This is a genomic window from Streptomyces sp. NPDC017448 (assembly GCF_044330565.1).
GTDB lineage: Bacteria > Actinomycetota > Actinomycetes > Streptomycetales > Streptomycetaceae > Streptomyces.
In genome coordinates this window covers 189,678-204,252 of sequence record NZ_JBIRLM010000002.1, presented here as the reverse complement: position 1 = coordinate 204,252, position 14,575 = coordinate 189,678, and the positions used below count along the sequence as shown (strand labels likewise).

Here is a 14,575-nt window from a genome sequence, read left to right as displayed (position 1 = left end):
TGGTACGGATGGGCGGAGCTACTCGACGCCGAGACCGGCGTCGGCGACCTCGGGCCGGCCCTCGGCCTTGAGGATCTTGTTCAGCGGGCCGAGGTCGTAGATGCCCCGCAGGTTCGGCTCCTTGAGCAGGCCGGACTTCACGGAGTGCCCGGCCTGCGTCTTGAGCGTCTCGGCCAGCGGGTCGTCGGTGACCTCGATGGACTCCCACGCCGGGTCGAGGATCTCCTTCGGCAGCGGCTTGCCGCTCAACTTCTCCAGCGCCTCGTTGGCGGACGCCTTGGCCTTCTCCGGGTTGGCGTTGATCCACTTGTTGGTGGCGACCGACCCCTTGAGCACCGCCTCGACCACGTCCGGGTGATCGGCGAGGAACTTCTGCGACACGATGATGTTGGTGATCACGAACTTCTTGTCCGGCCACAGCTCCGTCTCGTCCAGGAGCACCTTCGCGCCCTGGGAGACCAGCTTCGAGGCGGTCGGTTCGGGCACCCACGCGCCGTCCAGGTCCCCGGCCCGGTAGGCGTCGGGCGTCACCTTGTTGTCCGAACGGACCACGGAGACGTCGCCCTTGCCGCTCTGGGCGTCGACCTTCCAGCCCTTCTCGGAGATCCAGTTGAGGAAGGCCACGTCCTGGGTGTTGCCGAGCTGCGGCGTGGCGATCTTCTTGCCCTTGAGGTCGTCCAGGGTCGTGATCTTCTTCGGGTTGACGACCAGCCTCACCCCGCCGGAGGCCGAACCGGAGATGATCCGCAGCCCCTTGCCCTGGGACTTGCTGTACCCGTTGATGGAGGGGGAGGGGCCGATGAAGCCGATGTCGATGGAGCCGGCGTTCAGCGCCTCGATCTCGGACGGGCCCGCGTTGAAGGTCGTCGACTCGACCCGGGTGCCGCCCAGCTCCTTCTGGATGGTGCCTTCCTCGATGCCGACCAGGGCGGTGGCGTGCGTGAGGTTCGGGAAGTACCCGATCTTCACGGTGTCGGAGGAGAGCTTCTTCCCTCCGGCGGAGACGTTCGCCTTGGCGTCGTCGTCCTTCGCCTCGGAGCCGTAGCCGCAGGCGGTGGCCGCCACGGCGAGCAGCGGCAGGGCGGCGACGGCGGCGAGGCCGCGGCGGACGGTGGAACGTGGGGCAGGCACGGGAGGTCTTCCTCTCGTCGGCCCGGTGCTCGCGTCCCGCTGTCGGTCAGGGGGGCGCGGCCGGGAGATCGGCAGGTCTTCGGCGGTGCGGGCGGTGCTGGAGGGCGCGCGAGCGGTGCGCGTACGTCATCACGCACATCGCCCGACGCCCCCCTGGCCGCTGCCGAGGGCGCCGCTGCCGACGCGGCCGCCCTCCTTCGCGAAGGTGGAGAAGAAGTCGGTCATCAGAAGTCCCAAGCGGCGTCGTCGTCGGCGGCCGTGACGGCTTCGGCGGCCGCGGCGAACGCGGCGCCCGCCATGCCGGCGCTCAGCGTCGTCCCGTCCGCCGGGTCGATCAGCAGGAACGAACCGGTGCGCCGGGAGTCCTCGTAGGCGTCGAGCGCGAGGGGTTCCGCGGTGCGCACGACGACCCGTCCGATGTCGTTGGCGACGAGCTGTCCCGGGGCCGGGTGCTGGGAGAGGTCGTCCAGGGTGAGCCGGGACGGGATGTCCTTGACGATCGCCTTGACGGTGCGGGTGGTGTGCTTGAGCAGCACCCGCCGGCCGACCGACAGCGGCTCGTCCGCGACGTGGCAGACGGTCGCCTCGACGTCCCTGGTGACGGCGGGGGCGTCGTCGGCCGGGGCGATCAGGTCGCCGCGCGAGATGTCGATGTCGTCGGCGAGCCGGAGCGTCACCGACTGCGGGGCCCAGGCGATGTCGACGCTCTTGCCGAGGGCGTCGATGCCGGTGATCGTCGTCGTGCGCCCCGAGGGGAGTACGGTGACGGCCTCGCCCACCCGGAACACCCCGGCGGCGATCTGCCCGGCGTACCCCCGGTAGTCGGGGTGCTCGGCGGACTGCGGGCGGATCACGTACTGCACGGGGAAGCGCGCGTGGCAGGCGGTGAGGTCGTGGCTGACCGGCACCGTCTCCAGGTGCTCCAGGACGGTCGGCCCGCCGTACCAGTCCATGTGCGCGGACGGCTCGACCACGTTGTCCCCGGCGAGCGCCGAGATCGGGATCGCGGTGATCTCCGGGACGCCGAGGGAGGCGGCGTACGCGGTGAACTCCTCGGCTATCGCGGCGAACACGGGCTCCGCGTAGTCGACCAGGTCCATCTTGTTGACGGCCAGCACCACGTGGGGGACGCGCAGCAGCGCGGCGACGGCGGCGTGCCGGCGGGTCTGCTCCACGACCCCGTTGCGGGCGTCGACCAGGACCACGGCCAGCTCCGCGGTGGAGGCTCCCGTCACCATGTTCCGGGTGTACTGCACATGGCCCGGGGTGTCGGCGAGGATGAACCGGCGGCGGGCGGTGGCGAAGTAGCGGTAGGCGACGTCGATGGTGATGCCCTGCTCGCGCTCGGCCCGCAGCCCGTCGGTCAGCAGCGCCAGGTCCGGCGCCGCCTGGCCGCGGTTGAGCGAGGCCAGCTCGACGGCCTCCAACTGGTCGGTGAGGACCGACTTGGAGTCGTGCAGCAGACGTCCCACCAGGGTGGACTTGCCGTCGTCGACCGACCCGGCGGTGGCGAAGCGCAGCAGGGTGGTGGCCGACAGCTGCTCGGCCGAACGGAGTTGGGTGGTCATGGTTAGAAGTACCCCTCGCGCTTGCGGTCTTCCATCGCGGCCTCGGACATCTTGTCGTCGGCGCGGGTCGCGCCCCGCTCGGTGAGCCGGGAGGCGGCGATCTCGGTGATCACGGCGTCCAGCGTGGTGGCGTCGGAGTCGACGGCCCCGGTGCAGGACATGTCGCCGACCGTGCGGTAGCGCACCAGCCGGGTCTCCACGGCCTCGTGCTCCTTGGGGCCGCCCCAGTGGCCGGCGGTGAGCCACATGCCGTTGCGGTTGAACACCTCGCGCTCGTGGGCGAAGTAGATCTCCGGCAGCTCGATCCCCTCGCGCTCGATGTACTGCCAGACGTCCAGCTCGGTCCAGTTGGAGATCGGGAAGACCCGTACGTGCTCGCCGGGGGCGTGCCGGCCGTTGTACAGCTGCCACAGCTCGGGCCGCTGGCGGCGGGGATCCCACTGCGAGAACTCGTCGCGGAGCGAGAAGACCCGCTCCTTCGCCCGCGCCTTCTCCTCGTCGCGCCGCCCGCCGCCGAACACCGCGTCGAAGCGGTGCTGCTGGATCGCCTCGGTGAGCGGGACCGTCTGGAGCGGGTTGCGGGTGCCGTCGGGGCGCTCGCGGAGCTTCCCGGCGTCGATGTACTCCTGTACGGAGGCGACGTGCAGCCGCAGCCCGTGCTTCTCCACCGTGCGGTCGCGGTACTCCAGGACCTCGGGGAAGTTGTGCCCGGTGTCCACGTGCAGCAGGGAGAACGGCACCGGCGCGGGCGCGAACGCCTTCAGCGCCAGGTGCAGCATCACGATCGAGTCCTTGCCGCCGGAGAAGAGGATCACCGGCCGCTCGAACTCGCCCGCCACCTCCCGGAAGATGTGGACCGCCTCGGACTCCAGGGAGTCCAGGTGGCTGAGCGCGTACGGGTTCGCTGTGCCTTCCGGCACGGTGGTGGTGACGGCACTCACGCCAGGCCCCTCTCGGTGAGCAGCGCGTGGAGCGCCGCCGCTGACTCCTGCACGGTCTGCTGGTGCGACGCGATCCGCAGATCGGGCGACTCCGGCGCCTCGTAGGGGTCGTCCACCCCGGTGAGCCCGCTGATCTCGCCGGCGGCCTGCCGGGCGTACAGCCCCTTCACATCGCGTACGGAGCACACCTCGACGGGCGTCGCGACGTGCACCTCCAGGTAGGTGGTCGACTCGGCGGCGTGCCGCTTGCGGACGGCCTCGCGGCTGTCGGCGAACGGGGCGATGACCGGGACCAGCACCTTCACGCCGTTGGCGGCGAGGAGTTCGGCGACGAAGCCGATCCGGGCCACGTTGGTGTGGCGGTCCTCGCGGGAGAAGCCGAGGCCCGCGGAGAGGAACTCGCGGATCTCGTCGCCGTCGAGCACCTCCACCCTGTGGCCCTCGGTCCGCAGCCGGCCCGCCAGTTCGTACGCGATGGTGGTCTTGCCGGCGCTCGGCAGACCGGTGAGCCAGATCGTGGCCCCCGTCTCCGTCACGCTCATCGAAGTCTCCTGATCAGTCGTCATCAGCCGTGCAGCCCGCATTCGGTCTTGCCGCGCCCGGCCCAGCGCCCGGCCCGGGCGTCCTCGCCCTCCTGCACCCGGCGGGTGCAGGGTGCGCAGCCGACGGAGGCGTAACCGTCCATCAGCAGCGGGTTGGTGAGCACCCCGTGCTCGGCGACGTAGGCGTCCACGTCGTCCTGGGTCCAGCGGGCGATGGGGGAGACCTTCACCTTGCGGCGCCTGGCGTCCCATCCCACCACCGGGGTGTTCGCGCGGGTCGGGGACTCGTCGCGGCGCAGCCCCGTCGCCCACGCGGCGTACGCGGTGAGACCGTCCTCCAACGGCTTCACCTTGCGCAGCGCGCAGCACAGGTCCGGGTCGCGGTCGTGCAGCTTCTCGCCGTGCTCGGCGTCCTGTTCGGCGACCGTCCGCCGCGGGGTGATCGTGATGACGCGGACGTCCATCACCGCGGCCACCGCGTCGCGGGTTCCGATGGTCTCCGGGAAGTGGTAGCCGGTGTCCAGGAAGACCACGTCCACGCCCGGCATCACCCGGGAGGCCAGGTGCGCGACCACCGCGTCCTCCATCGAGGAGGTGACGCAGAAGCGTGGCCCGAAGGTCTCGGCGGCCCACCTCAGGATCTCGGTGGCGGAGGCGTCCTCCAGCTCTCGCCCGGCCCGCTCCGCCAGCTCTCGGAGCCCCTCGTCGGTCAGCCCTTCGATCAGCTGAGTGCCCGTCATATCCGTTCTCCTCCACCGTCGTTGCGCTGTACGCCCCGGGCCAGGAGGCCTAGGAACTTCAGCTGGAACGCACGGTTGCAGGAGGCGCATTCCCAGGCGCCGTGACCGGTCTCGTTGGGGCGCAGGTCCTCGTCTCCGCAGTACGGGCAGTGGAACGGGGCGGCTCGCTCGCTCATGACAGCGACTCCGCACTGGCGCGCGCCGCCCAGGCCGCGAACCGCTCGCCGTCCTCGCGCTCCTCCTGGAAGCGGCCGAGCACCCGCTCGACGTAGTCCGGCAGTTCGGCCGAGGTGACCTTCAGGCCGCGGACCTTGCGGCCGAACCCGGCCTCCAGTCCGAGCGCCCCGCCGAGGTGCACCTGGTAGCCCTCGACCTGGTCGCCGTTCTCGTCCAGCATCAGCTGGCCCTTGAGGCCGATGTCCGCGACCTGGATACGGGCGCAGGCGTTCGGGCAGCCGTTGATGTTGATGGTGATCGGGTGGTCGAACTCCGGGATGCGGCGCTCCAGTTCGTCGATGAGGGCCGCACCGCGCGCCTTCGTCTCGACGATCGCCAGCTTGCAGAATTCGATGCCGGTGCAGGCCATCGTGCCGCGCCGGAAGGGGGAGGGGGAGACCTTGAGGTCGAGCGCCTCCAACCCGGCGACCAGGGAGTCCACCTGCTCCTCGGCCACGTCCAGCACGATCATCTTCTGCTCGGCGGTGGTCCGCACCCGGCCGGAGCCGTGCTGATCCGCCAGATCCGCGATCTTGGTGAGGGTGGAGCCGTCGACCCGGCCCACCCGGGGGGCGAAGCCCACGTAGAAGCGGCCGTCCTTCTGCCGGTGCACCCCGAGGTGGTCGCGCCAGGTCTGGGCGGGCTGCTCGGGCGCGGGCCCGTCGACCAGCCTCCGCTTCAGGTACTCGTCCTCCAGGACCTGGCGGAACTTCTCGGGCCCCCAGTCCGCGACCAGGAACTTCAGCCGGGCGCGGTTGCGCAGCCGCCGGTAGCCGTAGTCGCGGAAGATCGCGATGACCCCGCCGAACACGTCGGGCACCTCGTCCAGCGGCACCCAGGCGCCGAGCCGCACCCCCAGCTTGGGGTTGGTGGAGAGACCGCCGCCGACCCAGAGGTCGAAGCCGGGGCCGTGTTCCGGGTGGTTCACGCCGACGAAGGCGACGTCGTTGATCTCGTGCGCCACGTCCAGGTGCGGGGAACCGGAGATCGCCGTCTTGAACTTGCGGGGCAGGTTGGAGAAGTCGGGGTTGCCGATGAACCGGCGCTGGATCTCGTCGATGGCCGGGGTGCCGTCGATGATCTCGTTCTCCGCGACGCCCGCGACGGGCGAGCCGAGGATGACGCGGGGCGTGTCGCCGCACGCCTCGGTGGTGGACAGGCCCACCTCTTCGAGCCGCCGCCAGATCTCCGGCACGTCCTCGATGCGGATCCAGTGGTACTGCACGTTCTGCCGGTCGGTGAGGTCCGCCGTCCCGCGCGCGAACTCCTCGGAGATCTCCCCGACCACCCGCAGCTGCCGGGTGGTCAGCCGGCCGCCGTCGATGCGGACCCGCAGCATGAAGTGGTCGTCGTCCAGCTCCTCCGGCTCCAGCACGGCCGTCTTGCCGCCGTCGATGCCGGGCTTGCGCTGGGTGTAGAGCCCCCACCAGCGCATGCGTCCGCGCAGGTCGTTCGGGTCGATGGAGTCGAAGCCGCGCTTGGAGTAGATCGTCTCAATACGTGTCCGTACGTTGAGACCGTCGTCGTCCTTCTTGAACTGCTCGTTCCCGTTCAGGGGGGTGTGGTGGCCCACGGCCCACTGGCCCTCGCCACGGTGGCGTCCGGCCTTGCGGCGGGGCGTGGCGGGCGCAGGCTGATCCGGGGTAGCGGCCATGACAATACGTCCTTCGGGACTGCGGGAGGGCGGCTCTGAGCGGCACACTCGCGTGGAGGCGCGGCGGTGCGCAGGGCGGTTCAGAGGGAAGAAGAGGGCGGCGGTGCTGGGTCTCTCAGCTCGCCGGACAGATGGCGCTGGACATGCGGCCGAGGTCGACGTGGCGTCGACTCACCAAGGCAATTCCAGTTCCAGGCATGACGGAAGCGTGTCACGCGCATCTTGAGGCAGTCCACCACTATCCGCTATGTGGACGTGTATGTCCCGAAGGGTGAGATGGTGTGGTGCCGGTCACGCTGCGGGGCGACGCCATTTCCTGGCAAACCGCCCATAGGGGAGTCGGTGGGAGCCGTGGACCGCCCGAACCGACACCGCCGGGGCCGGGCCCCCGCTCAAGGACCCCCGGTGGAGGCGGTGGAGCGCCGCCCCACCGCCTCCGGAGGCCGCGCGCGGCTCAGTAGGCCCCGGGCCACGGCCCCGGCGCCGCCACGTCCGGCTCCACCTCGGTCCTCGTGTCGAAGAGGCGGAAGCCGCGCCGCAGGTAGTTGTCCATCGCGTGCGGGCCGTCCTTCGAGCAGGTGTGCAGCCACACCCGCTTCGTCGCCGGCCGCTCGGGCCACCGCTCCGCCAGGTCCCAGGCGCGCGCCGTCCCGTACGACAGGAGGTGCCCGCCGATCCGCCGGCCCCGGAACGCCGGGATCAGCCCGAAGTACACGATCTCGACCACGCCGTCGTCCTGCGCGACCAGCTCGACGTACCCGGCGGGCGTCCCGTTCTCGTACGCCACCCAGGTCTCCGCCCCCGGCCGCCGCAGGAGCTCGTCCCACTCGGCGTACGTGAGGCCCAGCCGGTCGGTCCACCGGATGTCCCCGCCCACGGCGGTGTAGAGGAACCGGCTGAACTCCGGCGACGGGACCTCGGACCGGACGACGCGCACCTCGCCCTCCGGCACGGACGCCGGACGGAGATCGGCGGGCGAGGTCTGCTCCAGCGACCAGACGGTCACCTCGGTGGTCGGGGCTGCGGGCTGCGGGGTGTCGCTCATGACGGCCAGAAAACCACGGCGCCCCCGACGCCCGCACGGCGGGCCCGCCCCGGACCGCCGCCGCGCACCGCACGCCCTCCGCCCCCTCAGCCCGCCCGGGCCGCCCTGCGTGCCTCCGCCACCACCGGCGCCACCGAGTGCGGCAGCAGATCCGCGCCGTGCTCCGGCCGGACCACCTCCACCTCCACCCCGTCGGCGAAGCGGTACGGGCGGTGGGCCAGCACCTCCGCCAGCTGCCGCCGCAGCCGGGAGACCTCGGCCCGGACCGTCACCGTCCTGGTCGCGTCCCCGAAGAGGTCCCCCGCCAACTCCGACGCCGTCCGCCCCTCCCGGTGCGCCGCCAGCGCGAACAGCAGCTCCGCGTGGCGCGGCGACAGCCGCTGCGTACGGTCGCCCAGCGGCCCCGTCAACCGCACGGCCAGCGCCCGGGGCCGGCTCAGGTCCAGCACCACCCTGCGCGGCGTCTCCCCGGCCGCGCCCTCGCCCACCTGCACCAGCCAGCCGCCCGGCAGCGGCTCGACCCGGCACATGCCGAGCGAGGAGAGCCACACCCGGCCCGGCCGCAGCGACTTGGGCAGCGGCAGCCGGTCCACCGGGGCCATACCGGTCACCGCCGCCAGCCGCCCGTGCACGTCCACCGCCAGCGCCCGCCCGCCGACCCGGCACAGGATCGGCGCGGCCACCGCCCGCAGCCGCTCGATCTCCGCCAGGTGGCGGGTGCGCAGCTCGCCCTCCGCCAGCCGCGCCACCGAGTCGACCAGGGCCAGCGTCGCCGGATGGAACGTGGAGGCCGGCCCGCTGATGTCCACGATGCCGATCAGCCGCCCGTCGCGCGGATCCCGGACCGGGGCGGCCGCACAGGTCCAGCCGTGCAGCGCCCGGATGAAGTGCTCGGCCGAGTGGACCTGGACCGGAACCCGGGCGGCCAGCGCCGTCCCGATGGCGTTCGTCCCGGTCACCGCCTCGGCCCAGGCCGCCCCCTCCTCCAGGCAGATGTCGCGGGCCCGGCGCAGCACCCCCGTATCGCCCTGCCGCCACAGCACCCGGCCCTCGGCGTCGGTCACCACCATGATCTGCTGCGTCGCGTCCGCGATCGAGACCAGCCCCGCCCGCAGTACGGGCATCAGCTCGCCGAGCGCCGTACTGCGCCGCCGGTGCTCGATCTCCTCGGCCTCCAGCAGCCGGCTCTCCGGCGACTGGTCCGGGTCGACGCCGCAGCGCACCGCCCGGTCCCAGGAGGCGTCGATCTCCGCCCGCGGCGCCACGGCGGTCCGCTCCCCGGCCAGCCGCGCCTCCCGCGCCCGGTGGAGCAGGCGGGTCGTCCGCCGGCCCGCCGCCTGGCCCGTCATCCGGCCCACCTCCGCAGAACCCGTCCCCGTCATGGTCGCCGTCCCCCCGAGCGCTTCCCGGCCCGTCCGCCGGACCCGTCCTGCCGGGCCGCCGAGCGGCCCACCCCATGGTGCAACCCCTTGCAACCCTGGCAAGGTTCCCGGCGCCGTACCAGAGTGACAGAGACACGGTGCGCCAGGCATGGACCGGTCGCCCGGTGTCGCAGAAGCATGGAGGGTGGTGCCGTGTCGGCGCAGCACCACCCTCCGTCGCTTCCCGGCCCCGCCGCCCCTCCGCGACGGCCCCCGTGCCAGCTCGCCCGGCCCCTCCGCCGCCCCGCCCCGGACCCCGGGCCCGACCGGCCGCCCGACGGCCCCGGCAGCGCCCCGCCGGCGGCGAAGAACGTCCTGGCCGACCTGCGCGGGAACCCGATCCGTCACGGTGCGGGCGGTGGCCGCCATGCCGATACGGTAAGGAGGTGCAGGCAGCAAACGAAACACCCGAGCGGCCGCCGGGCCGGCTCCACCGGGCGCGAGCGCTCTACCGCAACGTCTCCAAACGCCGTATGGCGTGGCACTTGCTCAAGGACACCGTCAACTCGTGCATCGAGTACCGCATCCTCGGACTCGCGGCCGAAGCGGCGTTCTTCACCCTGCTCTCGCTGCCCCCGCTGCTGCTCGGCCTGATCGGCCTGCTCGGATACGTCGACGAGTGGACGGCCACCACCACGGTCGCCTCCATCGAGCGCAACATCCTCTCCGCCTCCCACACGGTGCTGTCCGAGCGCGGGGTCAACGAGTTCGCCAAGCCGCTGCTGGCCGACGTCACGACCGGGGCCCGCCCCGACATCATCTCCATCGGCTTCGCGATCGCCCTGTGGTCCGGCTCCCGGGCGGTGAACGTCTTCATCGACACCATCACCGTCATGTACGGGCTCGACGGCCACCGCGGCATCGTCAAGACCCGGCTGCTCGCCTTCCTGCTGTACGTCGTCGCCCTGCTGCTGGGCGCGGTGGTGCTGCCGCTGCTGGTCGTCGGCCCGGACCGGGTGGTCGAGTTCGTGCCCTGGGGCACCGAGGTCATAGCCGTCCTGTACTGGCCGCTCGTGATCCTGCTGACCATCGCGTTCCTCACGACGCTCTACCACGTGTCCGTACCGGTGCGTTCGCCCTGGATCGAGGACGTCCCCGGCGCGCTGGTGGCGCTCGCCATGTGGGTCCTCGGCAGCTTCCTCCTCCGGATCTACCTGACCAGCACCGTCGAAGGCCCGACCATCTACGGCTCCTTGGCGGCGCCCATCGCCGTCCTGCTGTGGATCGGCATCTCCGCCTTCGCGGTCCTGGTGGGCGCCGCGGTCAACGCGGCCATCGACCGCGTGTGGCCCTCGCTCGCCACGGCCGCCGCCCGGGAGGCCACCGAACGGGCCCGGGCCGCGCAGGCCGCCGAGTTCGTCGCCCGGACCCGCTCGGCTGCCTACGCCACCCTGGGCGACGACGACGAGGACGAAGACGACGAGGACGGCGGCCCCGCGTACATGCCCTCCGAGTTCCCCGAGCGCTGGTCCCGCTTCCTGCCGCCCGACGACGTGAAGTCCCGGCTGCACGCGACCCGGGAGAAGGAGTCCAGGGACGCCAAGGGGGCCGCGGAGCCCACGGAAGCCGGCGAACCGCCCCCGCGCTAGCGTGGGTTCATGTCCCCGACCTCCCAGCGGTACCGGGAACGGCCGTCCCGGCTGGACGGTTCCGTCGTCTGGACCCTGGACGCCCCGTCCGGCCCGCGCCCAGAGGCCCGTTCCGTCCTGCCGGACGGCTGCATGGACCTGATCTGGACCGCCGGCCGGCTGGTCGTCGCCGGGCCCGACACCCGCGCCTTCCGGGTCGACCCCCGTACCAGCGGCCCCTGCGCCGCCGTCCGGTTCGGGCCCGGCACCGCCCCCGTACTCCTCGGCGTACCGGCCCACGAACTGCGCGACCGCCGGGTGGAGCTGGCCGAACTCTGGCCCCGTACCACCGTCGCAGCGGTCACCGGGCGGATCGGGCGGGCCGCCGATCCCGCCACCGCCCTGGAGGAGTTCGCCCTCGCCCGGGCCGCCGAAACCGGTCCGCCGGACCCGCTCACGGCGGCCGTCGCCGACCGGCTGCGGCGCGGCAGCTCCGTCGCGGACACGGCCGCCGAGGTCGGCCTCGGGGCCCGCCAGCTGCACCGCCGCTCCCTGGCGGCGTTCGGCTACGGCCCCAAGACCCTGGCGCGCGTCCTGCGCCTCCAGCGCGCCCTCGCCCTCGTCCGCACGGGCCTGCCCTACGCCGACGCGGCCCACGCGGCGGGCTGCGCCGACCAGGCGCACCTGGCCCGCGAGATGCGCGCCCTGGCCGGCACGACGCTCGGCGCCTACTTCACGCCGGACGAGGCGCCGGCTCCGGAAGAGGGAGCGCCGGGAGAGGCCGCCGGGGAGGCCGGGGCGAACAGCGACACCCCGCAGCCGTCCGGGTCCAGTACGACCGCGTAGCGCTGCCCCCACACCGCGTCCCACGGCTTCAGATGGCCGGTGTACCCGGCCGCGACCAGCTCCGCGTACAGCGCGTCCACCTCCTGCGGGCCGTCGCAGGCGAAGGCGAGCGCCACCCGCTCACCGCCCGCCGGACGCTTCCACTCCGGATCGAACGAGGCGATGACCTCCTCCGTGTCCCACAACAACCGCTGCCCGCCCGGCAGGGCCACCTCGACATGCGGAGCGGACTCCGCCCCCTCGGGGATGTCCAGGCCGAGCCGCCGGTAGAAGGCCAACGAGGCGGCGAGGTCGGCCGTGATGATGCTGATGGCGTCGAATCGTGGAGTCATGCCCCGACCGTAGGCGCCCGGCCCCGCCCCCGTCTTGGAGGAATCGGTCACCCGGCCGGGCGGCGGCCCGCTTTCCCGCCCCCGCCGGTCGGACGCACCACCGGCCGGCCGCCCCGCCACCGCCCTCACCCCAGGCAGTCGGCGGGAGAAGTCCCCGGATCGGTCAGCGCCATGCCGAGGGCGGCCCGTTCGGCGAGCCACCGCGTCGGCCGGTGGCGCGGGTCGCCCGTCGCCGCGTGCAGCGCCCGCTGGAGCGCCAGCATCCGTCCGGCCCCCACGCGCTCGCCCCACGCCAGCGGCCCGGCCGGATAGCCGAGGCCCGCCGTCACCGCCAGATCGATGTCGGCGGGCGCGGCGAGCGAGCGCTCCGCGATCGAGCAGCCGACCGCCACGACGGAGGAAAGCAGCCGCTGCGCGACCGAGCCCGCCGTGTCCCGCACCACCGACACCGCGTACGGCTCCTCGCCCTCGGCGGCCCGCGCCAGCACCGCCCGCGCGTCCCGGGCGGCCGCCGGGTCGCCGGCCGCCGTCACCGCGAGGACCCGCCGCCGCCCCGCCGCCGGCAGCACCTCCACGCCGAACGTACGCTCCCGGGGCAGCCCGCCCTCCGCGACCGCCGCCGACACCGCCGTGCCCCAGACGGGCACCAGCACCACGGCCCGGGGCGACGGCCCCGCGCCCCGCTCGACCCGGGCCCCCGACGCCTCCAACGACCCGGCCAGCCCCTCCTCGTACGCCGCCGTCTCCGGCCGCCCGCCGCGGACCAGGAACACCGGACGCCCCCCGTCCCCGGTGACCGGGCTCTCCGGCGCGGGGCCGGGCGCCCCGTCGCCGTACGCGTACCAGCCCCGGCCCGTCTTACGGCCGTGCAGCCCCGCCACCACCCGGTTCGGGGTCAGGAAGGACGGGCGCAGCCGGTCCTCGTGCCGGAAGCCCTGCCAGATCGAGTCGATCACCGCGGCCGTCACGTCGAGGCCGGTCAGATCCATCAGCTCGAAGGGGCCCATCCGCAGCCCCAGGACGTCCCGGGCGATCCGGTCGGTCTCCGCCGGGTCCGCCACCGACTCCTCCAGGAGCGCCAGCGCCTCGGTCACCAGCCCCCGCCCCGCGTGGTTGACCAGGAAGCCGGGGGTGTCCGCGACGGTCACCGCCCGGTGGCCGCAGCCCTCCACCAGCGCGGTCAGCAGGGCCGGGATCTCCGGGCGGGTCGCGGCCCCCGGCACCACCTCGACGATCCGCATCAGCGGCACCGGATTGAAGAAGTGCAGCCCGGCCAGGCGCGAGGGGTCCTGGAGCGCCGCGGCGATCCGCGTCACCGACAGGGACGAGGTGTTGGTCGCGAAGACGGTGGAGGAGGGCAGCACCCGCTCCAGCCTCCCGAAGACCTCGGCCTTGGTGTCCAGGTCCTCCCGTACGGCCTCGATCACCAACTCCACCTCCGGACCCGCCGCCCACGGATCGGCGAGCGGCACCAGCCGGGCCGTGGACGCGTCCCGGTCGGCGGCGGACATCCGGCCCTTGGCGACCGCCCGGTCCAGCATCGACGCGACGAAGCCCAGCGCCTCCTCCACCGCCTCGGGGCGTACGTCGCCCAGCTCGACGGTGTGACCGGCGCTCGCCGCCCACTGGGCGATGCCACGGCCCATGGCCCCGGCTCCGACGATCCTGATACGCATGGCGGTGGGGCCCTTTCGACAGAGATGGACGAGGAGACAGCCGGCTCAGCGGAGGTAGACGCGGTGCGGATCGACATCGTCGCGCAGCAGCCGCAGCTCCGCGACGGTGGGCGGGTCCGTCGTCGTGACCCGGCCGGCGGTCCTCAGCTCCCAGCCGGTCGCGGCGCGCACCTGTTCGACCGTCACCCCGGGGTGCACGGCGACCAGCCGCAGTTCCTCCCCGACGCCGTCCCGGGCGAGGACGCCGAGTTCGGTGACGACCCGGGTGACGCCGACGCCCAGCGGGCGGATGCCGTCCGCCAGCGCCCGCTCCGGGCCGGGGGTGGTGCAGAAGTCGAGCACGTCGGCGAAGGAGCGCGGGGTGTGGCGGCGCATCACGACGAACACCTCCCGGGCGTTCGCCATCACCTCGACCGCGCCCCCGGAGCCCGGCAGCCGTACCGCCGGGCGCTCCCACTCCCCGATGACGGACGTGTTGAGGCTGCCCCACCGGTCGATCTGCGCGGCCCCGAGGAAACCCACGTCGATGCGGCCGCCCTGGAGCACCGCGCCGAACAGGGCCGGCATGGACACCACCGCCTCGGCCCCCGTGATCAGGACGGCGTCCGCGATGGTCTCCGGCAGATGGGACGGGTGCGCCCCGCAGACCCCGGACTCGTACACCACCTCGATGTCCGGTGCGACGGTCAGCGCCGCCAGCTCGACCGCCAGGGTGGGCAGGCCGATCCCGGCGAACACCGTGCGGCGTCCCGCCAGTTCACGCGCGGCGACGACGGACAGCAGCTCGGAGGCGGTGACGGGAGCGCCGGCCCCGCTCTCTTCCGGTACGGCGGGCCGCCGCCCCGGCCCTTCCGGCACGGCGGGAGCGGCGGACGTCCCGGAGCCGTTCGTACGC

The 14,575-nt window shown here is 73.3% G+C and carries 15 protein-coding genes; 2 read left to right on the top strand and 13 right to left on the bottom strand.

What is annotated here, in order from left to right; genetic code table 11:
- Positions 1–18 precede the first annotated feature (18 nt).
- From ACH4K1_RS05635 to ACH4K1_RS05590, 10 genes are all read right to left on the bottom strand, one after another.
- Complete coding sequence (locus ACH4K1_RS05635; RefSeq protein WP_398086961.1) at positions 19–1,131, bottom strand: aliphatic sulfonate ABC transporter substrate-binding protein; 1,113 nt, start codon at positions 1,129–1,131, stop codon at positions 19–21.
- Between the two features lie 224 nt (positions 1,132–1,355).
- The gene (locus ACH4K1_RS05630; protein ID WP_398086959.1) at positions 1,356–2,699 is read right to left on the bottom strand and encodes a sulfate adenylyltransferase subunit 1; all 1,344 of its coding nucleotides are present in this window, start codon (positions 2,697–2,699) and stop codon (positions 1,356–1,358) included.
- Positions 2,700–2,701: 2 nt separating this feature from the next.
- Positions 2,702–3,640 carry a sulfate adenylyltransferase subunit CysD gene (cysD, locus tag ACH4K1_RS05625; protein ID WP_398086957.1) on the bottom strand — a complete coding sequence of 313 codons (939 nt, stop codon included), beginning with the start codon at positions 3,638–3,640 and terminating at the stop codon, positions 2,702–2,704.
- Positions 3,637–4,182 (bottom strand): adenylyl-sulfate kinase, encoded by a 546-nt coding sequence (gene cysC / locus ACH4K1_RS05620; RefSeq protein ID WP_398086955.1) that lies wholly within the window; start codon positions 4,180–4,182, stop codon positions 3,637–3,639. The genes cysD and cysC overlap by 4 nt, the downstream gene beginning before the upstream one ends.
- A gap of 23 nt (positions 4,183–4,205) precedes the next feature.
- Entirely contained in the window at positions 4,206–4,922 is a 717-nt protein-coding gene (locus ACH4K1_RS05615) for a phosphoadenylyl-sulfate reductase (protein WP_398086954.1), read from the bottom strand.
- A complete protein-coding gene (locus tag ACH4K1_RS05610) occupies positions 4,919–5,098 on the bottom strand; it encodes a hypothetical protein (protein WP_073767022.1) in 180 nt (59 codons plus the stop codon). Before ACH4K1_RS05610 ends, ACH4K1_RS05615 begins: the two co-directional genes overlap by 4 nt.
- A complete protein-coding gene (locus ACH4K1_RS05605) occupies positions 5,095–6,792 on the bottom strand; it encodes a nitrite/sulfite reductase (RefSeq protein ID WP_398086952.1) in 1,698 nt (565 codons plus the stop codon). The genes ACH4K1_RS05610 and ACH4K1_RS05605 overlap by 4 nt, the downstream gene beginning before the upstream one ends.
- 115 nt (positions 6,793–6,907) lie before the next feature.
- A complete protein-coding gene (locus ACH4K1_RS05600) occupies positions 6,908–6,991 on the bottom strand; it encodes a putative leader peptide (RefSeq protein ID WP_310739661.1) in 84 nt (27 codons plus the stop codon).
- A gap of 255 nt (positions 6,992–7,246) precedes the next feature.
- On the bottom strand, positions 7,247–7,837 hold the full coding sequence (locus ACH4K1_RS05595) for a GNAT family N-acetyltransferase (protein WP_398086950.1): 591 nt from the start codon (positions 7,835–7,837) through the stop codon (positions 7,247–7,249).
- A gap of 86 nt (positions 7,838–7,923) precedes the next feature.
- Positions 7,924–9,186: a GAF domain-containing protein gene (locus tag ACH4K1_RS05590; RefSeq protein ID WP_398086949.1), complete on the bottom strand. Its 1,263-nt coding sequence runs from the start codon at positions 9,184–9,186 to the stop codon at positions 7,924–7,926.
- A 458-nt stretch (positions 9,187–9,644) separates the two neighbouring features.
- On the opposite strand from ACH4K1_RS05590, the gene ACH4K1_RS05585 reads away from it, so the two are divergent.
- A complete protein-coding gene (locus ACH4K1_RS05585) occupies positions 9,645–10,847 on the top strand; it encodes a YihY/virulence factor BrkB family protein (protein WP_398086947.1) in 1,203 nt (400 codons plus the stop codon).
- Positions 10,848–10,856: 9 nt separating this feature from the next.
- Positions 10,857–11,672, top strand: coding sequence for a DUF6597 domain-containing transcriptional factor (locus ACH4K1_RS05580; protein WP_398086945.1), 816 nt, complete (start codon positions 10,857–10,859; stop codon positions 11,670–11,672).
- Here the strand turns inward: ACH4K1_RS05580 and ACH4K1_RS05575 are convergent.
- The 3 genes from ACH4K1_RS05575 to ACH4K1_RS05565 all read right to left on the bottom strand — a co-directional run bounded on the left by ACH4K1_RS05575 (position 11,555) and on the right by ACH4K1_RS05565 (position 14,538).
- Positions 11,555–12,004, bottom strand: coding sequence for a VOC family protein (locus ACH4K1_RS05575; RefSeq protein ID WP_398086943.1), 450 nt, complete (start codon positions 12,002–12,004; stop codon positions 11,555–11,557). The two genes, ACH4K1_RS05580 and ACH4K1_RS05575, sit on opposite strands and share 118 nt — an antisense overlap.
- 125 nt (positions 12,005–12,129) lie before the next feature.
- The gene (locus ACH4K1_RS05570; RefSeq protein WP_398086941.1) at positions 12,130–13,680 is read right to left on the bottom strand and encodes a 3-hydroxyacyl-CoA dehydrogenase; all 1,551 of its coding nucleotides are present in this window, start codon (positions 13,678–13,680) and stop codon (positions 12,130–12,132) included.
- Between the two features lie 45 nt (positions 13,681–13,725).
- Positions 13,726–14,538 (bottom strand): CoA-transferase subunit beta, encoded by an 813-nt coding sequence (locus tag ACH4K1_RS05565; protein ID WP_398087439.1) that lies wholly within the window; start codon positions 14,536–14,538, stop codon positions 13,726–13,728.
- Between the last annotated feature and the right edge of the window lie 37 nt (positions 14,539–14,575).